Genomic DNA, 22,752 nt, shown 5'->3' with positions numbered 1-22,752 from the left:
CTTGTCTCGCTCCCGCGAGTGCACCCGGTGCGGAGGCGGCCCGGTAACCACCTACCCCACCGGCCGCGAGCGCAGACCCTCCAGCAGGATGTCCAGCAACCGCGAGGACGCCGCGGCCTGTTGGGCGGCATCCGGCAGTGACGGCGCGGCGGTGGCTATCACCAGCAGCACATCGGCCACCGTCACATCGGGCCGCAGCTCCCCGGCCGCCCGGGCCCGCTCAACCAGCCGTCCGACCACATCCAGCAGTGCCGCCGCACTCGAGCTCTCGCGCTCCTCGGTGACCACCGGGCGCTGCTCCACCAGCCGCAGCTCGTGCAACTGGCCGCCGGTGGCCCCCGGCTGGCGCTGCTGCGGCACCCTCGGCTGGGGCTGCTGCTGGGGCTGCGCCTCCTGCGTCTGTACCGTCTCCGCGTCCACCCCGACCCGCAGCACCTGGGGCGGCAGCAGCCGCCCGGCGCCCGAGGCCACCGAGGTGCGCAGGAACCGGGAGAGCGCCGACCAGGGCTCCTCCTCCTGACCGAGCGCGGTGCGCGCCTGCTCGGTCAGCCGGGCCGTCTCCTCCTCGGCTATCCGCCTGACCAGCACGTCCTTGCTGGGGAACCGTCGGTAGACCGTCCCCACGCCCACCCGGGCCCGGCGCGCCACATCCTCCATCGGCGCCCCGTACCCCAGCTCGCCGAAGACCTCGCGAGCCGCTCGCAGTACGTGTTCGAGGTTGCGCTGAGCGTCCACCCGCAGTGGCGTGCTGCGACCGCCGTTACTGTCCGACGGCGCGACAGCGGTAGACCAATGAGAGCCCTGAATGTGCATATGTTCCCCCGGTTATGACGTCTCCCCCCGGAGACTCCCCGCCCTGACTGCCGGGCACGCCCTCTCCGTACCCCGACGAAGTACGAACATAGTTGAGCCCAGGTCAAGAAAGAAGAGGGTTGTTCCGCACCGGTCGTCCCCAATCGGAGTACGCGCTCGCCGACCGTTGATCGCACACCACTTCACCACCCCGGCACACCCACTCTGACCTGCGCGGCCGTTCCATGGAAGGACGGGCGGAACGGGGAGGGATCAGCTCCGCTGCCTGTCATACATTTCGACGGCCCTGTGGACAAACCCCGGCCGGCGTTGCCTCATGGAAGGAAGCTTTGCCGGGAGCGGAAGACTCGGGACCACGATCCGAAGGGGCACCCTTGGCCAAGGCAACGGCGGAGAAGCAACCGGCCCGCATCCTGATCGTCGGCGGCGGTTATGTAGGGATGTACACCGCACTGCACCTGCAGCGGAAGCTCAGAGCCGACGAGGCCGAGATCCTGGTGCTCAGCCCCGACCCGTATATGACCTACCAGCCGTTTCTGCCCGAGGCCGCGGCCGGCTCCATCTCGCCGCGCCATGTGGTGGTACCGCTGCGCCGCACCCTGGACAAGTGCCAGGTGCTGGTCGGCGAGGCCGTCGGCATCGACCACGCCAAACGCACCGCGACCATCACCACCCTGGCCACCAGGGAACAGGGCACCGGCCCCATCGACATCCACTACGACGAACTGGTGATCGCCCCCGGCTCGGTCTCCCGCACCCTGCCGGTGCCCGGTCTGGCCGAACACGGCATCGGCTTCAAGACCGTGGAAGAGGCCATCGGCCTGCGCAACCACGTCCTGGAACAGCTGGACATAGCCTCCTCCACCCGCGACCCCGAGGTCCGGGCCGCCGCCCTGACCTTCGTCTTCGTCGGCGGCGGCTACGCGGGCGTGGAGGCCCTGGCCGAACTGGAGGACATGGCCCGCTACGCCGCCCGCTACTACCACAACCTGGAGCCCAACGACCTGAAGTTCCTGCTGGTCGAGGCCACCGGGCGGATCCTCCCCGAGGTCGGCGAGGAGATGGGCGTCTACGCCGTGCGGGAGCTGCGCGGCCGCAATATCGACGTACGCCTGGAAACCCGGCTGGAGTCCTGCGAGAACCGGGTCGCGGTGCTCAGCGACGGCTCCCGGCACCCCACCCGCACCCTGGTGTGGACCGCGGGCGTCAAACCGCATCCGGTGCTCGCCGCAACCGACCTGCCCCGCAATGAGCGCGGCCGGCTGCGCTGCCGTCCGGACCTGCGCATCGAGGAGGTGGACCACGCCTGGTCGGCGGGTGACGCGGCCGCCGTACCCGACCTGACCGCCGAGCGGGAGGGCGTGGAGTGCGCGCCCAACGCCCAGCACGCGGTACGCCAGGCGAAGACCCTGGCGGGCAATGTGATCGCCGCGCTGCACGGCCGGCCGCTGACCGAATACCGGCACAAATACGTGGGCTCGGTCGCCTCACTGGGCCTGCACAAGGGCGTGGCACATGTCTACGGCCGTAAGTTCAAGGGCTACCCGGCCTGGTTCCTGCACCGCGCCTATCACCTCAGCCGGGTCCCCACTTTCAACCGCAAGGCCCGGGTGCTGGCCGAGTGGACCCTGGCCGGCCTGTTCAAACGTGAGATCGTCTCACTCGGCTCGCTGGAGAACCCGCGCGCCGAGTTCGAGCTGGCGGCGGGCACCGGCCGCCAGCCGGAGGCCAGTTGACCCACTCGGTGGACCGGCGCCGGAGCGGGGAACTCCCGCGGGAGTTCCCGACGTCTCACGGATGTCAGTCCGGTCGGCCACACTGGTCGTGTGACCATGGGTGGGTTCGTACTTCCGAAGAGTAACGATCATGAGGGTTTGGACGCGTGCCGCACATCCCCGGGGCCCGGACCCCGCATCGCCGACCGTGGCCCCGCACCGGGCGCCCGACCGCGCCACCGCATGTCGCCGAGCTGATCCGGCACGACTCCGCGAGGTAATCCTCAGTGAACTTCACCCGCTGGAGCGCCCGGCTCCCCGGAACACAGCGCCGAGCAGCGGCGCGGGCCGCCGACCGTACGACCGCCGCGGCGGCCCCGGCCGCCGGCGGCTCCGTCCCGGCGGCCCGCGCCGAGACCGCCCCGCACCCCGCCGGTGCCGTGCCCGCCCTCGGCGGGCTCTGTGTGCACGACATCCTCGGCCAGGTCCCGGCCCTGGTCGCGGTGGTGCACGGCGCCGACCACCGCCTCGCCTATGTCAATGACTCCTATGCCGCGACCTTCGGCCCGCGCACCCTCGGCATGCCCGCCCGGGAGGCCCTGCCCGAGCTGGCGGAGCTGGGCCTGCTGCCGCTGATGGACCAGGTGCTGCGCAGCGGCCGGCCGCGCACGGTGAAGTCCCGCCGGGTCACCACCGCCGAACCCGCCGCCCGGCACAGCTACTACACCTTCACCTGCTCACCCATCCAGATCGCGGCGGGCGAGGGCGCACCGCGCCACCAGTCCGGGGTGCTGGTCTTCGCCGCCGATGTCACCGACCAGGTGGAGGCCGCCGAGCGGCTGCGCGCCAGCGAACGCCGCCAGCGGGAGGCCGCCGTCACCCTGCAGCGCAGCCTGCTGCCCCAGGAGCTGGAACAGCCGGACGACCTCCGGGTCGCCGCCACCTACCAGCCCGGCGGCCAGGACACCGCGGTGGGCGGTGACTGGTACGACGTGATCACCCTGGGCGCCGGACGCACCGCGCTGGTCATCGGCGATGTGATGGGCCGCGGGGTACGGGCCGCCGCCGTGATGGGCCAGCTGCGCACGGCGGTACGGGCCTACGCCCGGCTGGATCTGCCACCGCACGAGGTGCTGCAACTGCTGGACGGGCTGGCCGCCGAGATCGACGCCACCCAGATCGCCACCTGCGTCTACGCCGTGCACGACCCCAACGAGGGACGGCTGGTCTACGCCTCCGCCGGGCATCTGCCGATCCTGGTCCGCGACCCGGACGGCGTGGTCCACCGCGCCGCCGAGCCCACCGGGCCGCCGCTGGGCACCGGCGGCTGGCTGCACACCTCGGGCTCGATGCCGCTGGGGCCCGGCTCCAGTGCCGTCCTCTACACCGACGGCCTGGTGGAGCGGCGCAACCAGGACATCGACGAGGGCGTGGCCGCCCTGGAGCGGGCCTTCGCCGGCGCCACCGGCTCGCCCCAGGTGATGTGCGACCGGCTGATCCGCACCATGGGCATCACCGAAGAGCACGATGACGATGTCGCCGTCCTGGTCCTCCAGCACCCCGCGCGTACCGGGCACGACGCGGAGCTCTTCCACAACGCCGCGCTGGAGCTGCTCGGCGGGGTGGAGGCCGCGCCCCGGGCCCGGGCCTTCGCCTCGGGGGTGCTGGCCAGCTGGCGGTTCCCCGCCGACCTGCGGGACCTGGGGGTTCTGGCGGCGAGCGAGCTGGTGGCCAACTCGCTCCAGCACGGCACCCCGCCGATGCGGCTGCGGCTGCGGCGCACCGACCGGCGGCTGATCATCGAGGTCACCGACGGGGACGACCACCTGCCCCGGCGGCGGCGCGCCGAACCGGCGGACGAGGCCGGGCGGGGCATCTCGATCATCGCCACCATTGCCTCCTCCTGGGGGTCCCGGCGGACGCCCGGCGGAGGCAAGGCGGTCTGGTGCGAATTCGCCCTCCCGGCCACGGCAGGCCACCTATGACACGGACCGCCGGGTGACGCCCGTCACCGGGTCATGGCCGGATGCGCAGCCCGGTGCGGCCTGACGGCGCCGCGAAGGGTGAAGGGTATGGACGCTGTCCACCATGCGGCTCCGCCGCCGGGGCGCGACCAGCCACGACTCTCATCCACGGCTGACGCCGCCCCGCACTTCCGGCGGAGCGCTCAGGCGGCCACCAGCTCACGGTCCGAGGGCACCCGTCGCTGGACGACCGTGTGCCGCAGCGGATTCTCCTGGGCGGGGGTGAGCCGGCGGCCCAGCCGCAGCGCCAGCACCGTGATGCCCAGCGAGCAGAAGATCAGCAGCACGATGTACGCCGCGTACATCCCGGCACCGGCCATCATCCCGCCGGCCGCCGGACCGGCTGCCAGCGCCAGCTGCTTGACCAGGGCAAACGCCGAGTTGTACTGCCCGACCAGGCGAGTCGGCGCGAGGTCGGCCACCAGCGGGGCCATGGTCGGCGACAGCATCGACTCACCCAGACCGAACAGGGCATAGGTGGAGATCAGCAGGGTGGTCGCCAGGGCATGCGCCCCGGGGACCAGCCCGGAGAAGCCGGCGGCCAGCCAGGCCGCCGTCCATATCAGCCCCACCGTCGCGATCACCCGGCTGCGGCGGCGCCGCTCCACCAGCTTGAGCATCACAAATTGGGCCAGCACGATGGCCGCGGTGTTGGCCGCCAGGGCCATGCCCAGGGTGGCGGGCGATATCCGGGTGACATCCACCGCGAAGGCCGCCAGCCCGGACTCGAACTGGCCGTAGCAGGCGAAGAACATCACAAAGCCCAGCACCAGCAGCTGCACCATGGCCCGGTCGGCCACCAGGGCCCGCCAGCCGCCCCCGGCGGAGCGGTCGCTGGGTATCGCGTCCTCCACCTTGGGCGCCTTGGGCAGCCGGACGGTCGCCACGGTGGCGCCCAGGACCAGGAACATCACGGCCTCGATGGCGAACAGCCGGACAAAGCTGCCTGCATTGGAGGTGTCCACCAGCTGCCCGCCGAGCAGACCGCCCACACCCAGCCCGAGGTTGTTGAGGAAGAACTGCATGGCGAAGGCCCGGGAGCGGGTGGCCGTGGTGGAACACCAGACGATCATGGTCGCCAGCGAGGGCTGGACGACCGCTATACCCGCGCCCAGCGCGGCGGCGGCCGCCACCACCAGCTCCTTGGTGTCGGCCAGGCCGAGCCCCATCGACCCGATGGCGGCGGAGACCGTACCCGCGACGGCGACAGGCAGCGGACCCCGTCGGTCGATCACCCGACCGATGAACGGCAGCACAACAAGAGCGGCCACGGCAAAGGTCGCGAGCACGACGCCTGCCGTACTCGCCCCGAGACCCCGTACCTGCGACACATAGACGAACAGGAACGGGACGGTGAAACCGTTGCCGAACGCGCTCAACGCGTTGCCCAACTGGATCCGGCGCAGTGCTGCGCCCATCGCGGTGGTCACACTCACCTTCCTAGGTCAGGAGAGAGCCTGGACCGGCACAGAGCGCAACAGTCCAGGCTCAAAGACTTCAACTCTAAACTTCGAAGTTAAAGAGTACACATCAAAGGGCTTTAGCGTCAACGGCCGTGTCATACTGCGGGCCATGGCTGACATCCCGGGCTCCGCCGAGCCGAGCCTCGAAGACCAGATCGCCGCCTATCAGCGCGAGTTCCAGGACCTCGACCCCCAGGTCGAGCAGGTCGTCTCGGCCCTCAGCCGCCTCAACCGGCGTATGAACGTCGCCTATGGCAGGCAGACGGCGGAGCTCGGCATAAGCAACGCCGAGTGGGAGGTCCTCAAGGCCCTGGTCCTGGCCGGCGACCCCTACCGCATGGGCCCGGGCGACCTGGCCAAGCGGCTCGGCCTCACTCCCGCCGCGATGACCCACCGCATCGACCGGATGGTCGCCGAAGGACTGGTCACCCGGGAACGGGACGAGAGCAACCGGGTACGAGTGATCGTCGGCCTCACCCAGAGCGGCCGCCATAAGTGGATGGACGCCATGCGCATGGCCACCGTCTTCGAGGAGGAGCTGCTCCAGGACCTCTCCGCCGAGGACCGGGGCAAGCTGGGCGAACTGCTGACGCGCCTGCTGCGCCGGGTGGAGAACGCCCAGCCGGACGCCGACGGGCGTCTGAGTGACCTTGACTGAACCAGGGTTGACACCGGTTCGGCAGACCCGTAATGTTCTCCGAGCTGCCACGGACCCTTCAGGGTTTCACGGCGGCACCTCTGGCCGCACCGGCGGCATCCACTACTGCACGGCCCCTGAACGGGATGGATTTCGGCGTGCCCGAATTCCGGCTCGGACTTCGATTAGGAGTCACCGGGGAAATCCGCTAAAGTAGTGATCACGCCGGGACGCGAAAGCGAAAAGGCGAGAAACCCCGCTCCAGCAGGGGGCCGGAAACGAGAAATCGGATCTGGTAAGGTTGGAAACACCGAAGGGAAGCGCCCGGAGGAAAGCCCGAGAGGGTGAGTACGAAGGAAGCGTCCGTTCCTTGAGAACTCAACAGCGTGCCAAAAGTCAACGCCAGACTATAAAACAACCCCGTCCACCACGTTGTGGTGGGTGAGGTTCCTTTGAAAAACACAGCGAGGACGCTGTGAACGACCGGGCTTATTCCGCCTGGTTGTTCCGCTCTCGTGTGTGTGCACCGGATATCCGGTAAACATTCACGGAGAGTTTGATCCTGGCTCAGGACGAACGCTGGCGGCGTGCTTAACACATGCAAGTCGAACGATGAACCGGTTTCGGCCGGGGATTAGTGGCGAACGGGTGAGTAACACGTGGGCAATCTGCCCTGCACTCTGGGACAAGCCCTGGAAACGGGGTCTAATACCGGATACGACTACTGGGGGCATCCCTGGTGGTGGAAAGCTCCGGCGGTGCAGGATGAGCCCGCGGCCTATCAGCTTGTTGGTGGGGTGATGGCCTACCAAGGCGACGACGGGTAGCCGGCCTGAGAGGGCGACCGGCCACACTGGGACTGAGACACGGCCCAGACTCCTACGGGAGGCAGCAGTGGGGAATATTGCACAATGGGCGAAAGCCTGATGCAGCGACGCCGCGTGAGGGATGACGGCCTTCGGGTTGTAAACCTCTTTCAGCAGGGAAGAAGCGCAAGTGACGGTACCTGCAGAAGAAGCGCCGGCTAACTACGTGCCAGCAGCCGCGGTAATACGTAGGGCGCAAGCGTTGTCCGGAATTATTGGGCGTAAAGAGCTCGTAGGCGGCTTGTCGCGTCGGATGTGAAAGCCCGGGGCTTAACCCCGGGTCTGCATTCGATACGGGCAGGCTAGAGTTCGGTAGGGGAGATCGGAATTCCTGGTGTAGCGGTGAAATGCGCAGATATCAGGAGGAACACCGGTGGCGAAGGCGGATCTCTGGGCCGATACTGACGCTGAGGAGCGAAAGCGTGGGGAGCGAACAGGATTAGATACCCTGGTAGTCCACGCCGTAAACGTTGGGAACTAGGTGTGGGCGACATTCCACGTTGTCCGTGCCGCAGCTAACGCATTAAGTTCCCCGCCTGGGGAGTACGGCCGCAAGGCTAAAACTCAAAGGAATTGACGGGGGCCCGCACAAGCAGCGGAGCATGTGGCTTAATTCGACGCAACGCGAAGAACCTTACCAAGGCTTGACATACACCGGAAAGTGCTAGAGATAGTGCCCCCCTTGTGGTCGGTGTACAGGTGGTGCATGGCTGTCGTCAGCTCGTGTCGTGAGATGTTGGGTTAAGTCCCGCAACGAGCGCAACCCTTGTTCTGTGTTGCCAGCATGCCTTTCGGGGTGATGGGGACTCACAGGAGACTGCCGGGGTCAACTCGGAGGAAGGTGGGGACGACGTCAAGTCATCATGCCCCTTATGTCTTGGGCTGCACACGTGCTACAATGGCCGGTACAATGAGCTGCGATACCGTGAGGTGGAGCGAATCTCAAAAAGCCGGTCTCAGTTCGGATTGGGGTCTGCAACTCGACCCCATGAAGTTGGAGTTGCTAGTAATCGCAGATCAGCATTGCTGCGGTGAATACGTTCCCGGGCCTTGTACACACCGCCCGTCACGTCACGAAAGTCGGTAACACCCGAAGCCGGTGGCCCAACCCTTGTGGAGGGAGCCGTCGAAGGTGGGACTGGCGATTGGGACGAAGTCGTAACAAGGTAGCCGTACCGGAAGGTGCGGCTGGATCACCTCCTTTCTAAGGAGCACATAGCCGACTGCGAGCGAATGTCTCGCACGGTTGCTCATGGGTGGAACGTTGACTATTCGGCACAGTCTCAGGGGTGTTCGTTAGTACTGCTTCGGCGTGGAACGCGAAATCTTCTCGGAGGCTGGGCCGGGCACGCTGTTGGGTATCTGAGGGTACGGCCGTCATGGTTGTCCTTCAGTTGCCGGTCCCAGTGAACTCGCCTTTTTGGGGTGGGGTGATGGGTGGCTGGTCGTTGTTTGAGAACTGCACAGTGGACGCGAGCATCTGTGGCCAAGTTTTTAAGGGCGCACGGTGGATGCCTTGGCACCAGGAACCGATGAAGGACGTGGGAGGCCGCGATAGGCCCCGGGGAGCTGTCAACCGAGCTGTGATCCGGGGGTGTCCGAATGGGGAAACCCGGCAGTCGTCATGGGCTGTCACCTACTGCTGAACACATAGGCAGTATGGAGGGAACGCGGGGAAGTGAAACATCTCAGTACCCGCAGGAAGAGAAAACAACCGTGATTCCGGGAGTAGTGGCGAGCGAAACCGGATGAGGCCAAACCGTATGCGTGTGATACCCGGCAGGGGTTGCGTATGCGGGGTTGTGGGATCGCACTTTCATGGTCTGCCGGCCATGAGGCGAGTCAGAAACCGTTGATGTAGGCGAAGGGCATGCGAAAGGCCCGGCGTAGAGGGTAAGACCCCCGTAGCTGAAACATTAGCGGCTTGCTTGTGCGACACCCAAGTAGCACGGGGCCCGAGAAATCCCGTGTGAATCTGGCGGGACCACCCGTTAAGCCTAAATATTCCCTGGTGACCGATAGCGGATAGTACCGTGAGGGAATGGTGAAAAGTACCGCGGGAGCGGAGTGAAATAGTACCTGAAACCGTGTGCCTACAAGCCGTGGGAGCGTCGGATGTACTTTGTGCATCTCGTGACTGCGTGCCTTTTGAAGAATGAGCCTGCGAGTTTGCGGTGTGTTGCGAGGTTAACCCGTGTGGGGAAGCCGTAGCGAAAGCGAGTCCGAATAGGGCGACCAGAGTAGCGCGCCCAAGACCCGAAGCGGAGTGATCTAGCCATGGGCAGGTTGAAGCGGCTGTAAGAGGTCGTGGAGGACCGAACCCACCAGGGTTGAAAACCTGGGGGATGACCTGTGGTTAGGGGTGAAAGGCCAATCAAACTCCGTGATAGCTGGTTCTCCCCGAAATGCATTTAGGTGCAGCGTCGTGTGTTTCTTGCCGGAGGTAGAGCACTGGATAGGCGATGGGCCCTACCGGGTTACTGACCTTAGCCAAACTCCGAATGCCGGTAAGTGAGAGCGCGGCAGTGAGACTGTGGGGGATAAGCTCCATGGTCGAGAGGGAAACAGCCCAGAGCATCGACTAAGGCCCCTAAGCGTACGCTAAGTGGGAAAGGATGTGGAGTCGCAGAGACAACCAGGAGGTTGGCTTAGAAGCAGCCACCCTTGAAAGAGTGCGTAATAGCTCACTGGTCAAGTGATTCCGCGCCGACAATGTAGCGGGGCTCAAGCGTACCGCCGAAGTCGTGTCATTGCAGCATGTACATCTAACGGTGGCTGTGATGGGTAGGGGAGCGTCGTGTGCCGGGTGAAGCAGCGCCGGAAGGTAGTTGTGGACGGTTCACGAGTGAGAATGCAGGCATGAGTAGCGATACAAGAGTGGGAAACTCTTGCGCCGATTGACTAAGGGTTCCTGGGTCAAGCTGATCTGCCCAGGGTAAGTCGGGACCTAAGGCGAGGCCGACAGGCGTAGTCGATGGACAACCGGTTGATATTCCGGTACCCGCTTTGAAGCGCCAGCGCTGAACCAGGCGATGCTAAGTCCGTGAAGCCGCCCTGATCTCTTCGGAGTTGAGGGGAGTGGTGGAGCCGACGGACCAGACCTGTAGTAGGTGAGCGATGGGGTGACGCAGGAAGGTAGTCCAGCCCGGGCGGTGGTTGTCCCGGGGTAAGGGTGTAGGACGTCACGTAGGCAAATCCGCGTGACACATAGTCTGAGACCTGATGCCGAGCCGATTGTGGTGAAGTGGATGATCCTATGCTGTCGAGAAAAGCCTCTAGCGAGTTTCATGGCGGCCCGTACCCTAAACCGACTCAGGTGGTCAGGTAGAGAATACCGAGGCGTTCGGGTGAACTATGGTTAAGGAACTCGGCAAAATGCCCCCGTAACTTCGGGAGAAGGGGGGCCATGTCCGGTGATGAGACACGCTCTCTGAGCTGGGTGTGGCCGCAGAGACCAGCGAGAAGCGACTGTTTACTAAAAACACAGGTCCGTGCGAAGCCGTAAGGCGATGTATACGGACTGACGCCTGCCCGGTGCTGGAACGTTAAGGGGACCGGTTAGCTCCATTTCGGTGGGGCGAAGCTGAGAACTTAAGCGCCAGTAAACGGCGGTGGTAACTATAACCATCCTAAGGTAGCGAAATTCCTTGTCGGGTAAGTTCCGACCTGCACGAATGGCGTAACGACTTCTCGACTGTCTCAACCATAGGCCCGGTGAAATTGCACTACGAGTAAAGATGCTCGTTTCGCGCAGCAGGACGGAAAGACCCCGGGACCTTTACTATAGCTTGATATTGGTGTTCGGTTCGGCTTGTGTAGGATAGGTGGGAGACTGTGAAGCATGCACGCCAGTGTGTGTGGAGTCGTCGTTGAAATACCACTCTGGTCGTGCTGGATGTCTAACCTGGGTCCGTGATCCGGATCAGGGACAGTGTCTGGTGGGTAGTTTAACTGGGGCGGTTGCCTCCTAAAGGGTAACGGAGGCGCCCAAAGGTTCCCTCAGCCTGGTTGGTAATCAGGTGTTGAGTGTAAGTGCACAAGGGAGCTTGACTGTGAGACCGACGGGTCGAGCAGGGACGAAAGTCGGGACTAGTGATCCGGCGGTGGCTTGTGGAAGCGCCGTCGCTCAACGGATAAAAGGTACCCCGGGGATAACAGGCTGATCTTCCCCAAGAGTCCATATCGACGGGATGGTTTGGCACCTCGATGTCGGCTCGTCGCATCCTGGGGCTGGAGTCGGTCCCAAGGGTTGGGCTGTTCGCCCATTAAAGCGGTACGCGAGCTGGGTTTAGAACGTCGTGAGACAGTTCGGTCCCTATCCGCTGTGCGCGTAGGAGTCTTGAGAAGGGCTGTCCCTAGTACGAGAGGACCGGGACGGACGAACCTCTGGTGTGCCAGTTGTCCTGCCAAGGGCATGGCTGGTTGGCTACGTTCGGGAGGGATAACCGCTGAAAGCATCTAAGCGGGAAGCCTGCTTCGAGATGAGGGCTCCCACCCACTTGATGGGGTAAGGCTCCCAGTAGACGACTGGGTTGATAGGCCAGGTGTGGAAGACCGGTAACGGTTGGAGCTGACTGGTACTAATAGGCCGAGGGCTTGTCCTCAGTTGCTCGCGTCCACTGTGTTGGTTCTGAAACCACGAACAACCAAAAGCCGGTTGTCTGTTTCATAGTGTTTCGGTGGTCATTGCGTTAGGGAAACGCCCGGTTACATTCCGAACCCGGAAGCTAAGCCTTTCAGCGCCGATGGTACTGCATGGGGGACCGTGTGGGAGAGTAGGACGCCGCCGAACAATTTTTAGCCTCAGGGGCGATTCATTTGATGGATCGCCCCTGAGGCATTTTTGCGTTCAGGCGCGTTCAGTGGAATTCATGGGATTCAGGGATCTGGTCGCCGAGCAGTGCCACCGCCTCCGCCAGCAATTCGTATTGCTTGTGCCAGGCCGGGTCATAGGTGCTGAAGACGATTCGGTCCGCGCCGGCCTCGATGAACTCCGCGATGTGTTCCGCCGCCTGCTGCGGGCTGCCGCCAATGAGCAGGGCCTTGGCCCGGTCGTCCGGGAAGCCATAGACCTGGGCCACCGCATCCGCCTGGTTGGGTATCAGGGGACGGCCGACGTCGTCACCCAGGCCGAAGGGCTGGGCGATGGTGACGCCCGGCATGGGCCGTCCGGTTTCCTGCGCCAGTTTCCCAAGGTGTGCCAGGCCGGTGCGCAATGAAGCCGGAGAGGTAAGGGCCGGGAACCAGTGGTCGCCATGGGTCACCACCCTTCGTAGCGCCGTTTCCGTTTCACCTCCGATCAGCAGTGGCGGCACCGCGGCGGGAATGGAAAGGGCCAACTCCGGCTGCTCCGGGTCGAGTAGACCCGGTTCACCGCGCAGAACACCGGGCAGCCGGGCGAGCGTGGCATCCGTCCTGGTGTCCCGTTCTTCAAAGGGAATGTCCAAGGCCCGCCAAGCGGCCTGGTCTTTGAGCCCGCCCCGCCACCGGGCCCAGGTGCCGTCGCCCGCGTCACACCCCAACATCAGCCGCCCGCCGGACAGGAACTGCAGCGTTGCCAGCCGCTGGGCCAGTACGGGCAACGGCTGCAGGGCCGGTACCAATGCGGCGGTACCCAGGCGCAGCCGGGTGGTGACCGAGGCGGCCGTGGCCAGGAGCAGCAGGGGATCGAGCATGGGGCAGCGGCCGGTGAGCAGATCGCTGGTCCAGAAGGATTCAAAGCCCAGTTCCTCGGCCAGCCGGGCCGCTTCCACGGTCTCTCCGGGAGCGGCGGCGGGGTCGAGGGTCAGGGCCGGGGCGAAGACGCCGATCTTGGTTCGAAGCATGCTGGAAAACGTAGGCTTCCCGGGTTGGTTGGCGAATCCGTAGGACTACGGGCGCCCGGGACCATGGGTCCCGCGGTCCCCGGAGGCCATGGGGCCAAGGGAGGGGGAAACGTTGCTGTATGGGCGGGACGCGGAACAGTCCGCGGTCGCGGGGCTGTTAGAGCGGGCATGGGACGGGCAGGGTGGTGCCCTGCTGATACATGGAATCGCGGGGATCGGTAAATCCGCGCTGCTGGGTGAGGCCGCTCGCCGGGCGGGTACGGCCGGCAGCGCGGTCCGGGTGCTGCGGGCCACCGGGGTGGAGGCGGAGGCAAGGCTGCCGTTTGCCGCACTGCATCTGCTGTTGCGCCCGGTGCTGACCGAGGAGCGGCTCGCCGCACTGCCAGGTCCGCAACGGCGGGCGCTCTGTGGGGCGTTGGGGCTGGCCGACGAAGCGCCGGAGGACCGTTTTCGCACCGGCCTGGCGGTGCTTACCCTGCTCTCCCACCTCGCTGCCGAACAGCCGCTGCTCTGCCTGGTGGACGATGTGCAGTGGCTGGACCCGTCCTCCGCCGAGGCCCTGCTGTTCGCCGCGCGCCGGCTGGAGGGCGAGCCCATCGCCTTTCTGCTGGCGGCCCGTGATCCGCTCCCCGCCGAGCTGCGGCCATTGGCCGCGGGCATTCCGGATTTGCGCCTTGCCTCCCTCGATGCCACCGCGGCCGGGGAGTTGCTGGCCGAACGGGTGCCGGGGCTGGCGGCGCCGGTCCGGGAGCGGGTGATCGTCCAGTCCGGCGGCCATCCGCTGGCTCTGGTCGAGCTGCCGAGCGCACTGACCACCGCCCAGCAGGCGGGTGCCGCTCCGCTGCCGGATGAACTGCCGGTGCCCAACCGGCTGTTGGTGGAGTACCAGGCCAGGATCGAGGCTCTTGGGGCCCGTACCGTGCTGCTGGTCGCGGCGGCCGAGGGCAGCGGTGAGCTTGGCACCGTGCTGGCGGCGGCGGGCAGGCTCGGAGCCGGAGCCGAGGAGCTGCGGGCAGCCGAGCACGCCGGGCTGATCCACCTCGGGGGGAACGGGAATACCGGGAGCAGTCAGGGTGGTTGGGACGGCATTCTGCGATTCCGGCATCCGTTGATCCGTGCGGCCGCCTACCAGGGCGCCGAGCCCGCCGAGCGCCGTGCCGCGCACCGGGCGCTGGCCGACGTGCTCGATGCCGACCGGTGCCCGGACCGTATTGCCTGGCATCTGGCCGCGGCCGCCGACGGGCCGGACGAGGAGGTCGCGTCCCGGCTGGAGCGGGTTGGCCAATCGGCCTGGGAGCGCGGGGCGTTCGCCGCGTCCATCGCCGGCCGGCTACGGGCGGCCGAGCTCAGCGCGACAGCAGGGGAGCGCGCCCGCCGGCTGTTGTCCGCGGCGCAGGTGGCGGTCACCACCGGGCGGGTCGACCAGGCCGGTGAGCTGGCCGGACAGGCCCTGGAGCTGACCGCCGACCGTCGGCTGAGGGCCGGGCTGGGCATGGTGCGTGGCGCGGTGGCGGATGCCAACGGGGATCCGCGGGCGGCCGCGTACATCTTCCTGGACCATGCCGAGCCCATGGTGCCGGTCCACCGTGACGCCGCCGTTCCGCTGCTGGTGCTCGCCTGGCGCAGCGCCTGGGCCGTGGCGGACGGGGCGCTGGTGCGCCGGGTCGCCGAACTTGCGGGGCGGTTGGGGCCGGAGCATCTTCCCGAGGCGGCGCTTATGGCGGTTGCCGCTCTCAACACCGCCGTGGATCAAGAGGATTGGCCAATGGTTCGCCGGGCGATGAACACCTTGCGGGGCTTTGTGGCCGATGTACGCGATCACAACCCCGACTCCCATCTGATCCGGTTGCTGGCCATGGACTGTGCGGTGCTGACCGGTGATGACGAGGCCACGCTGGACCTGGCCGCTGCCGAGGCCGTCCGCTGTTTCGCCCGGAGCACCCTGCTCTCGCTGGGCGATGTGCTGGGCACGCTGGCCACCGTCCAGCTGGTGACGGGCCGTAAGCGGGAGGCCGAGTCGATCGCCGATGAGGCGGAGAGTGCCGCCGCGACCATCGCGGATGTGGCGGCGGCGCCGCGCGATCGGCTGCTGGCGGTCGCCGCGCGGGTATCGGCTCGTACCGCGGCGTCGGCCGGGGACGAGCGGGCGCTGGACGCGGCCGGTGTGCGGGCCGCCGGGCCGGCCGCGGTCGCCCTGCTGGATCTTGGCCTTGGCCGTTATGAGCAGGCGCTGTGCGGGCTGGAGGACGCCCGCCGGAGTGGGCCGGCGGCGGCCGTGGCGCTGCTGCCCGCCACCGGTGACCTGGTGGAAGCGGCGGTACGGGCCGGTGTGCCGGAGCGGGCGGCCGGGCCGCTGGCGGCCTTCACCGCCTGGGCCGAGGCGGGCGGGCAGTCATGGGCCGGTGCCATGGCGCTGCGTTGTGCGGCGTTGACGGGACCGGAGGAGGAGGCCGAGAAGCGGTACCAGGCCGCGTTGGCCCGGCATCGGGAGGGAGGACGGCCGTTTGAACAGGCGCGTACCGAGCTCTTGTACGGAGAGTGGTTGCGCAGGGCGCGTCGCCGAACCGATGCACGCCCCCAACTGCGCCATGCGCTGGCGGAGTTCAAGCGGCTGGGCGCCATACCCTGGGCCGAGCGCGCCCGCGTGGAGTTGCGCGCGGTGGGTGATGACACCTTGGATGCGCCGGTCGCGCGCCCCGATCCGCTGGGTGCGCTGACCCCGCAGGAGCGCCAGGTGGTCCGGCTGGCCGCCGGCGGGGTGGGAAACCGGGACATCGCCGCCCGGCTCTTCCTCAGCTCGCGCACGGTCGAATACCACCTCTACAAGGCCTACCCAAAGCTCGGCATCGGGTCCCGCAGAGAGCTGGCGGCCCTGCTGGCGGATCCGCCCCGCTGACTACCGTAGCGCTACGGATTCCCCGTGCCGCCCCGCTGCCTACGGTCGTGACCAGCGACGACGACATCGCGCGTCGCATCACCAGGCAGCGGAGGGAGCGGACCATGAGTCGAGCCATTGTGTTCCATCAGCCCGGAGGGGCGGAGGTGCTGCGGCTGGAGGAGGTCGCGGAGGTGCAGGCGGGTCCGGGACAGGTACGGGTCCGGGTGCGGGCCGCCGGAGTCCAGCCGTATGACGTGGCCATTCGCTCCGGCTGGACGCCGCCCGGGGCCGGGCCGCTGCCCCGGATCCCGGGCAATGAGTTCGCCGGGGTGATCGACCAGGTGGGGCCGGGCGTCACCGGCTGGGCGGTAGGGGACGAGGTGCTGGGCTTCGGCCGGCTCGGAGCCTATGCCGAGCTGCTGGTCTCGCCCGCAGATCAGATCGCCCGTAAGCCGGAGGGGATGTCCTGGGAGGTCGCGGGCGGTTTCACCGCGGGCAACCAGACCGCGCATATCGCCCTGGAGGTGCTGGCGCCGAGGCCCGGCGAGGTACTGCTGGTGCATGGTGCCGCCGGTTCGGTGGGCACCTCGGCCGTACAGCTGGCCCGGGCGGCCGGCGCCATGGTGATCGGCACCGCCCGGGAGGCCAACCATGAGTATGTGCGGTCGCTGGGCGCCGTCCCGGTGGCGTACGGGGACGGGCTGGTCGATCGCATCCGCCGGCTGGCGCCGGAGGGCGTGGACATGGTGATCGACGGGGCGGGGGGCGAGGCCTTCGACCTCTCGCTCGGCCTGGTCAAGAACCGTTCCCGGATGCTGACCCTGGTTGAACACGACCGCGCCGCCTCCGCCGGCGTACGGACCACCCCGCCGGCCCGGTCGGCGGCGCGTCTCGCCGAGCTGGCCGAGCGGTATATACGGGGCGAGCTGGCCTGGCACATTCGCGCCGCCTATCCGCTGGAGCGTGCCGCCGACGCCCAGCGGGACGTGGAGCGTGGGCACGGCCGGGGCAAGGTGGTGCTGCTGGTCGGCTGACCGCGTGTGCGTACGGGGCCCTTGGCAGACGGGCCGTAAAGGCGCCGCATGCCGCCCGGTGTGAGTGGCAGGATTGCGGCCTGCGTGCTGCCCAGTACGCCCAGTACCGCGAAGAGGTGAGTCAGTCCGTGCCCATGCCCCAGACGGTCGCCGTCCTCGGCACCGGAAAGATCGGTGAAGCCCTGCTGAGTGGCATGATCCGGGCCGGCTGGTCACCGGCCGACCTCATGTGCACCGCCCGTCGCCCGGAGCGTGCGGAAGCGCTCCGGGAGCGCTACGGCGTACAGGTGGTGGATAACGCGGAGGCGGCCAAACGTGCCGACACTCTGATTCTGGCCGTGAAGCCACAGGACATGGCGGCCCTGCTGACCGAGCTCGCCCCGCATCTGCCCGCTGACCGGCTGGTCATCAGCGCGGCGGCCGGCGTGCCCACCGCCTTCTTCGAGGAGCGGCTGCCGGCCGGTACGGCCGTGGTGCGGGTGATGCCCAATACGCCGGTGCTGGTGGACGAGGGCATGTCCGTCATCTCGGCCGGCAGTCACGCCGGGGAGGAGCATCTGCTCCGGGCGGAGGCGATCTTCAAGCCGGTGGGCAAGACGCTTCGGCTGCCGGAGGCGCAGCAGGATGCGGCCACCGCGCTGTCCGGTTCGGGCCCCGCCTACTTCTACTTCCTGGTCGAGGCCATGACGGACGCCGGCATCCTGCTCGGCCTGCCCCGGGACAAGGCCCACGATCTGATCGTCCAGGCGGCCATCGGTGCCGCGGTGATGCTCCGCGACAGCGGTGAGCACCCGGTCAAGCTGCGTGAGGCGGTGACCTCCCCGGCCGGTACCACCATCAGCGCCATCCGGGAGCTGGAGAAGCACGGGGTACGGCATGCGCTGATCGCCGCCCTGGAGGCAGCCCGCGACCGCAGCCGGGAACTGGCTTCCGGACAGGGCTGACCACCGGAAGGGTTGGGCCGGCGGGGACGCGGGCGCTGCCCCGTCCCCGCCGGTGTTCTCACTTCAAGCCGCGGGCAACAGCCCGATGGCCCGGTATGCCGCGTCAACAGTCGGCCGGGCCAGCGCCCGGGCCCGTTCGGCGCCGGTACGCAGCACCGCGTCCACCGTGCCCGGGTCGGCGCACAGCTCGGCGTGCCGTGCCTGCACCGGACGCAGCAGCTCGACCACCGCTTCGGCGGTGTCCCTCTTCAGCGCGCCGTACGAGCTGTACTGCTCGGCCAGCACCGCGGGCTTGTCGCCGGTGCAGGAGGCCAGCAGCTCCAGCAGATTGGCCACTCCCGGGTGCGCCTCACGGTCGTAGACCACATCGCTTCCGCTGTCGGTGACCGCGCGCATGATCTTCTTGCGCACCACCTCCGGTTCATCGAGCAGATAGACGATGCCGGAGGTCTCGGCGTGCGACTTGCCCATCTTGGACGTCGGGTCCTGGAGGTCCATCACCCGGGACGCGACCTCCGGCAGCACTGCCCGGGGCACGGTGAAGGTGTGCCCATAGCGTTGGTTGAAGCGGACCGCCAGGTCCCGGGTCAGCTCGACGTGCTGGGCCTGGTCGTCGCCGACCGGGACCTCGTCCGCGCCATAGGCGAGGATGTCCGCCGCCATCAGCGCGGGATAGGTCAGCAGGGACAGCCTTACGCTGCCTCCGGTGGACCGCTCGCGGACCGATTTCTCCTTGTACTGGATCATCCGGCGCATCTCGCCATCGGTGGCCGTGCACTCCAGGAGATAGGAGAGGCGGGTGTGCTCGTCCACATGGCTTTGTACAAACAGCGTGCAGAGCTCCGGGTCCAGGCCGGCGGCCAGGAACAGGGTCGCCGTCTGCCGGCTGAGCCGCCGCACCCGGGCGGGGTCGTGATCCACGGTCAGCGCATGCAGATCGACCACGCAGAACAGGGCCTCGGCCCGGTGCTGGTCGGATTCCACCCACTGGCGAATGGCGCCGAGGTAGTTGCCAAGGGTGAGGTGGCCGGTGGGCTTGACGCCGCTGAAGATCCGAGTGGTCCGTGTGGTCATGGTGTCCTTCTCCCCAGGTGCGGGACCACCGCCACGGACAGCAAAAACGGCCGCCGAGGCGGCGGCCGTTGAGTGCATGCGAGAACCGGCCGCCCTAGGCGGCCCACCACTGTTGGGTGTGCGCATGCTGCTTGGTCATGCGGACGACAGTACCCCGGGCAGGGGGCCTCCGCGAGGGATTTGATGGTGCGTACAGCCTCGTGTAGAGTTCTTCGGGTTGCCACGGCGTCCATACGGATGACGGGGCGGCACCTCTGGCCGCACCGGCGGCATCCACTACTGCACGGCCCCTGAACGGGATGGATTTCGGCGTGCCCGAATTCCGGCTCGGACTTCGATTAGGAGTCACCGGGGAAATCCGCTAAAGTAGTGATCACGCCGGGACGCGAAAGCGAAAAGGCGAGAAACCCCGCTCCAGCAGGGGGCCGGAAACGAGAAATCGGATCTGGTAAGGTTGGAAACACCGAAGGGAAGCGCCCGGAGGAAAGCCCGAGAGGGTGAGTACGAAGGAAGCGTCCGTTCCTTGAGAACTCAACAGCGTGCCAAAAGTCAACGCCAGACTATAAAATAACCCCGTCCACCACGTTGTGGTGGGTGAGGTTCCTTTGAAATACACAGCGAGGACGCTGTGAACGACCGGGCTTATTCCGCCTGGTTGTTCCGCTCTCGTGTGTGTGCACCGGCAGTTTTTAATTAAACGCGGCCGGTAAACATTCACGGAGAGTTTGATCCTGGCTCAGGACGAACGCTGGCGGCGTGCTTAACACATGCAAGTCGAACGATGAACCGGTTTCGGCCGGGGATTAGTGGCGAACGGGTGAGTAACACGTGGGCAATCTGCCCTGCACTCTGGGACAAGCCCTGGAAACGGGGTCTAATACCGGATACGACTACTGGGGGCATCCCTGGTGGTGGAAAGCTCCGGCGGTGCAGGATGAGCCCGCGGCCTATCAGCTTGTTGGTGGGGTGATGGCCTACCAAGGCGACGACGGGTAGCCGGCCTGAGAGGGCGACCGGCCACACTGGGACTGAGACACGGCCNAGACTCCTACGGGAGGCAGCAGTGGGGAATATTGCACAATGGGCGAAAGCCTGATGCAGCGACGCCGCGTGAGGGATGACGGCCTTCGGGTTGTAAACCTCTTTCAGCAGGGAAGAAGCGCAAGTGACGGTACCTGCAGAAGAAGCGCCGGCTAACTACGTGCCAGCAGCCGCGGTAATACGTAGGGCGCAAGCGTTGTCCGGAATTATTGGGCGTAAAGAGCTCGTAGGCGGCTTGTCGCGTCGGATGTGAAAGCCCGGGGCTTAACCCCGGGTCTGCATTCGATACGGGCAGGCTAGAGTTCGGTAGGGGAGATCGGAATTCCTGGTGTAGCGGTGAAATGCGCAGATATCAGGAGGAACACCGGTGGCGAAGGCGGATCTCTGGGCCGATACTGACGCTGAGGAGCGAAAGCGTGGGGAGCGAACAGGATTAGATACCCTGGTAGTCCACGCCGTAAACGTTGGGAACTAGGTGTGGGCGACATTCCACGTTGTCCGTGCCGCAGCTAACGCATTAAGTTCCCCGCCTGGGGAGTACGGCCGCAAGGCTAAAACTCAAAGGAATTGACGGGGGCCCGCACAAGCAGCGGAGCATGTGGCTTAATTCGACGCAACGCGAAGAACCTTACCAAGGCTTGACATACACCGGAAAGTGCTAGAGATAGTGCCCCCCTTGTGGTCGGTGTACAGGTGGTGCATGGCTGTCGTCAGCTCGTGTCGTGAGATGTTGGGTTAAGTCCGCAACGAGCGCAACCCTTGTTCTGTGTTGCCAGCATGCCTTTCGGGGTGATGGGGACTCACAGGAGACTGCCGGGGTCAACTCGGAGGAAGGTGGGGACGACGTCAAGTCATCATGCCCCTTATGTCTTGGGCTGCACACGTGCTACAATGGCCGGTACAATGAGCTGCGATACCGTGAGGTGGAGCGAATCTCAAAAAGCCGGTCTCAGTTCGGATTGGGGTCTGCAACTCGACCCCATGAAGTTGGAGTTGCTAGTAATCGCAGATCAGCATTGCTGCGGTGAATACGTTCCCGGGCCTTTGTACACACCGCCCGTCACGTCACGAAAGTCGGTAACACCCGAAGCCGGTGCCCAACCCTTGTGGAGGGAGCCGTCGGAAGGTGGGACTGGCGATTGGGACGAAGTCGTAACAAGGTAGCCCGTACCGGAAGGTGCGGCTGGATCACCTCCTTTCTAAGGAGCACATAGCCGACTGCGAGCGAATGTCTCGCACGGTTGCTCATGGGTGGAACGTTGACTATTCGGCACAGTCTCAGGGGTGTTCGTTAGTACTGCTTCGGCGTGGAACGCGAAATCTTCTCGGAGGCTGGGCCGGGCACGCTGTTGGGTATCTGAGGGTACGGCCGTCATGGTTGTCCTTCAGTTGCCGGTCCCAGTGAACTCGCCTTTTTGGGGTGGGGTGATGGGTGGCTGGTCGTTGGTTTGAGAACTGCACAGTGGACGGCGAGCATCTGTGGCCAAGTTTTTAAGGGCGCACGGTGGATGCCTTGGCACCAGGAACCGATGAAGGACGTGGGAGGCCGCGATAGGCCCCGGGGAGCTGTCAACCGAGCTGTGATCCGGGGGTGTCCGAATGGGAAACCCGGCAGTCGTCATGGGCTGTCACCTACTGCTGAACACATAGGCAGTATGGAGGGAACGCGGGGAAGTGAAACATCTCAGTACCCGCAGGAAGAGAAAACAACCGTGATTCCCGGGAGTAGTGGCGAGCGAAACCGGATGAGGCCAAACCGTATGCGTGTGATACCCGGCAGGGGTTGCGTATGCGGGGTTGTGGGATCGCACTTTCATGGTCTGCCGGCCATGGAGGCGAGTCAGAAACCGTTGATGTAGGCGAAGGGCATGCGAAGGCCCGGCGTAGAGGGTAAGACCCCCGTAGCTGAAACATTAGCGGCTTGCTTGTGCGACACCCAAGTAGCACGGGGCCCGAGAAATCCCGTGTGAATCTGGCGGGACCACCCGTTAAGCCTAAATATTCCCTGGTGACCGATAGCGGATAGTACCGTGAGGGAATGGTGAAAAGTACCGCGGGAGCGGAGTGAAATAGTACCTGAAACCGTGTGCCTACAAGCCGTGGGAGCGTCGGATGTACTTTGTGGCATCTCGTGACTGCGTGCCTTTTGAAGAATGAGCCTGCGAGTTTGCGGTGTGTTGCGAGGTTAACCCGTGTGGGGAAGCCGTAGCGAAAGCGAGTCCGAATAGGGCGACCAGAGTAGCGCGCCCAAGACCCGAAGCGGAGTGATCTAGCCATGGGCAGGTTGAAGCGGCTGTAAGAGGTCGTGGAGGACCGAACCCACCAGGGTTGAAAACCTGGGGGATGACCTGTGGTTAGGGGTGAAAGGCCAATCAAACTCCGTGATAGCTGGTTCTCCCCGAAATGCATTTAGGTGCAGCGTCGTGTGTTTCTTGCCG

The 22,752-nt window shown here is 66.0% G+C and carries 10 protein-coding genes and 5 rRNA genes; 11 read left to right on the top strand and 4 right to left on the bottom strand.

Features of this window, described 5'->3' with window-relative positions:
• Positions 1 to 51 precede the first annotated feature (51 nt).
• Positions 52 to 813 (bottom strand): TetR/AcrR family transcriptional regulator, encoded by a 762-nt coding sequence (locus tag CV755_RS22050; RefSeq protein WP_109282045.1) that lies wholly within the window; start codon positions 811 to 813, stop codon positions 52 to 54.
• Positions 814 to 1,253: 440 nt separating this feature from the next.
• Between CV755_RS22050 and CV755_RS22045 the strand changes: the two genes are divergently transcribed.
• Together CV755_RS22045 and CV755_RS22040 are read left to right on the top strand one after the other, a co-directional pair.
• The gene (locus CV755_RS22045; RefSeq protein ID WP_241561455.1) at positions 1,254 to 2,549 is read left to right on the top strand and encodes an NAD(P)/FAD-dependent oxidoreductase; all 1,296 of its coding nucleotides are present in this window, start codon (positions 1,254 to 1,256) and stop codon (positions 2,547 to 2,549) included.
• A gap of 266 nt (positions 2,550 to 2,815) precedes the next feature.
• Positions 2,816 to 4,513, top strand: coding sequence for an ATP-binding SpoIIE family protein phosphatase (locus CV755_RS22040; RefSeq protein WP_109282043.1), 1,698 nt, complete (start codon positions 2,816 to 2,818; stop codon positions 4,511 to 4,513).
• 182 nt (positions 4,514 to 4,695) lie between these two features.
• Here CV755_RS22040 and CV755_RS22035 read toward each other — a convergent pair whose 3' ends face one another.
• Positions 4,696 to 5,982 carry an MFS transporter gene (locus tag CV755_RS22035; protein ID WP_109282042.1) on the bottom strand — a complete coding sequence of 429 codons (1,287 nt, stop codon included), beginning with the start codon at positions 5,980 to 5,982 and terminating at the stop codon, positions 4,696 to 4,698.
• Between the two features lie 142 nt (positions 5,983 to 6,124).
• On the opposite strand from CV755_RS22035, the gene CV755_RS22030 reads away from it, so the two are divergent.
• From CV755_RS22030 to rrf, 4 genes are all read left to right on the top strand, one after another.
• Positions 6,125 to 6,673 (top strand): MarR family winged helix-turn-helix transcriptional regulator, encoded by a 549-nt coding sequence (locus CV755_RS22030; RefSeq protein WP_109282041.1) that lies wholly within the window; start codon positions 6,125 to 6,127, stop codon positions 6,671 to 6,673.
• A 523-nt stretch (positions 6,674 to 7,196) separates the two neighbouring features.
• A 16S ribosomal RNA gene (locus CV755_RS22020) occupies positions 7,197 to 8,722 on the top strand.
• 280 nt (positions 8,723 to 9,002) lie between these two features.
• Positions 9,003 to 12,122, top strand: a 23S ribosomal RNA gene (locus CV755_RS22015).
• A 71-nt stretch (positions 12,123 to 12,193) separates the two neighbouring features.
• Positions 12,194 to 12,310: ribosomal RNA gene (gene rrf, locus CV755_RS22010) — 5S ribosomal RNA — on the top strand.
• 67 nt (positions 12,311 to 12,377) lie between these two features.
• On the opposite strand, the gene CV755_RS22005 is transcribed toward rrf, so the two are convergent.
• Positions 12,378 to 13,343 (bottom strand): LLM class flavin-dependent oxidoreductase, encoded by a 966-nt coding sequence (locus tag CV755_RS22005; protein WP_109282039.1) that lies wholly within the window; start codon positions 13,341 to 13,343, stop codon positions 12,378 to 12,380.
• 112 nt (positions 13,344 to 13,455) lie between these two features.
• Here CV755_RS22005 and CV755_RS36765 point away from each other — a divergent pair, with 112 nt between their 5' ends.
• The 3 genes from CV755_RS36765 (at position 13,456) to proC (ending at position 18,199) form a co-directional block, all read left to right on the top strand.
• Positions 13,456 to 16,239 carry an ATP-binding protein gene (locus tag CV755_RS36765; protein ID WP_206608443.1) on the top strand — a complete coding sequence of 928 codons (2,784 nt, stop codon included), beginning with the start codon at positions 13,456 to 13,458 and terminating at the stop codon, positions 16,237 to 16,239.
• A gap of 104 nt (positions 16,240 to 16,343) precedes the next feature.
• Positions 16,344 to 17,255, top strand: coding sequence for an NADP-dependent oxidoreductase (locus CV755_RS21995; protein ID WP_109282037.1), 912 nt, complete (start codon positions 16,344 to 16,346; stop codon positions 17,253 to 17,255).
• Positions 17,256 to 17,389: 134 nt separating this feature from the next.
• Complete coding sequence (gene proC / locus CV755_RS21990; protein ID WP_109282036.1) at positions 17,390 to 18,199, top strand: pyrroline-5-carboxylate reductase; 810 nt, start codon at positions 17,390 to 17,392, stop codon at positions 18,197 to 18,199.
• Positions 18,200 to 18,262: 63 nt separating this feature from the next.
• Here the strand turns inward: proC and trpS are convergent, their stop codons facing one another.
• Positions 18,263 to 19,273 carry a tryptophan--tRNA ligase gene (gene trpS / locus CV755_RS21985; protein ID WP_109281870.1) on the bottom strand — a complete coding sequence of 337 codons (1,011 nt, stop codon included), beginning with the start codon at positions 19,271 to 19,273 and terminating at the stop codon, positions 18,263 to 18,265.
• 713 nt (positions 19,274 to 19,986) lie between these two features.
• Between trpS and CV755_RS21975 the strand changes: the two genes are divergently transcribed.
• Both CV755_RS21975 and CV755_RS21970 read left to right on the top strand, forming a co-directional pair.
• Positions 19,987 to 21,513 (top strand): 16S ribosomal RNA (locus CV755_RS21975).
• Between the two features lie 282 nt (positions 21,514 to 21,795).
• A 23S ribosomal RNA gene (locus CV755_RS21970) occupies positions 21,796 to 22,752 on the top strand; the annotation flags it as partial.

Origin of the sequence: Streptomyces orinoci (assembly GCF_003121295.1) — a bacterium.
Taxonomy (GTDB): domain Bacteria; phylum Actinomycetota; class Actinomycetes; order Streptomycetales; family Streptomycetaceae; genus Streptomyces; species Streptomyces orinoci.
The sequence above is the reverse complement of the archived record's forward strand: the minus strand, read 5'-3'. Positions and strand labels throughout refer to the sequence as shown.